A 1,663-nucleotide genomic window follows, 5' to 3' on the forward strand; every position below is an offset into this window, starting at 1 on the left:
GAGTAGGCTTCGGGGCTTAAAAAGGGGAACAGAATCGAGGATGTATTTACCGGAATGGCAGCTTTGCTTAAAAAGGGGAACAGAAATGAGTTTTATGTGACCCAAATTGGTCGTTGTGTTTAAAAAGGGGAACAGAAATTAGATTTCTGTTACCGGAATTGTCTGCTCTAGTTAAAAAAGGGTAACAGAATCGAGGATGTTTTAACCGGAAAAGGCAGCTTGGCTTATAAAGGGTAAAAGAAAATGATTTTCTGTGACCCGAATTGGTCATTGTGATAAAAAGTGAAACAGCTTTTACAAAAGGAGGAGAACACATGAAAAAGGTAATAAAAAACGGAACAGTCGTTACAGCAACGGATACTTACGTGGCGGATATTTTAATTGAAAATGGTGTCATCAGCTTAATTGGCGAGAACCTTTCAGCGCACGGAGCGGAGGTTGTCGATGCGAAGGGATGCTATGTGTTCCCTGGCGGTGTCGACCCGCATACTCATTTTGATATGCCGTTCGGCGGGACGGTTACGAAGGATGATTTTGAAACGGGTACGATTGCCGCAGCATTTGGCGGAACGACGACGGTTATTGATTTTTGCTTAACGAATAAGGGTGTTCCGTTACAGGATGCGATTGATACATGGCACGCCAAGTCGAAGGAGAAGTCGGTGATTGATTACGGCTTCCACTTGATGATTGGTGAAATCAATGATGATGTACTGAACCAGCTTCCAGCCGTCATTGATGAAGAGGGAATTACCTCGTTCAAGGTGTTCATGGCTTATAAAAATGTCTTGCAGGCTGACGATGAAACCCTGTTTAAAACGTTGCTGGCCGCTAAGGACCTTGGGGCGCTCGTTATGGTTCATGCCGAAAATGGCGATGTCATTGAATATCTCACGAAGCAGGCGCTGGCACAGGGTAACACCGACCCGATTTATCATGCGTTAACGAGACCTGCGGAGATCGAAGGAGAAGCAACAGAACGTGCTGCGACATTTACTGGCTTGGCAAAATCACAGCTGTATGTTGTTCACGTTTCCTGTGCAGATGCTTCTAGAAAGATTGCCGAAGCGAGAAATAAGGGAATCGAAGTATGGGGAGAAACGTGTCCACAGTATTTGGTGCTCGATCAATCCTATCTGGAAAAGCCGGAATTCGAAGGGGCTAAGTATGTCTGGTCACCGCCGCTGCGCGAAAAGTGGAACCAGGATGTGTTATGGAACGCCCTGAAGACAGGTCAGCTTCAAACAGTGGGTTCAGACCAATGCTCGTTCGATTTTAAAGGGCAGAAGGAGCTTGGCAGAGGCGATTTCTCCAAAATTCCAAATGGAGGGCCAATCGTCGAGGATCGCGTTTCGATTATGTTCTCAGAGGGAGTGCTGAAGGGAAGAATCTCGCTTAACCAATTCGTTGATGTGACTTCAACAAGAGCGGCAAAGCTGTTTGGCTTGTATCCTAAGAAAGGTACGATTGCTGTTGGATCAGATGCCGACATCGTGATTTTTGACCCGACAGTAGAGAGAACGATTTCTGCGGAGACACACCACTTGGCAGTCGATTATAGTGCGTTTGAAGGTATGAAGGTAACAGGAGAGCCTGTATCTGTTTTATCTCGAGGAGAGTTTGTTGTCCGAGATAAAACCTTCGTTGGAAAGCCAGGGGCCGG

1 protein-coding gene is annotated in these 1,663 nt (G+C 46.2%); it reads left to right on the forward strand.

What is annotated here, in order from left to right:
* Nucleotides 1-314: 314 nt before the first annotated feature.
* Nucleotides 315-1,663, forward strand: a 1,349-nt coding sequence (hydA, locus tag WB217_RS05635) for a dihydropyrimidinase (protein ID WP_423991461.1), incomplete at its 3' end; no start/stop codon positions are given.

It is taken from the genome of Mesobacillus sp., from assembly GCF_049588175.1.
Taxonomy (GTDB): domain Bacteria; phylum Bacillota; class Bacilli; order Bacillales; family Cytobacillaceae; genus Mesobacillus.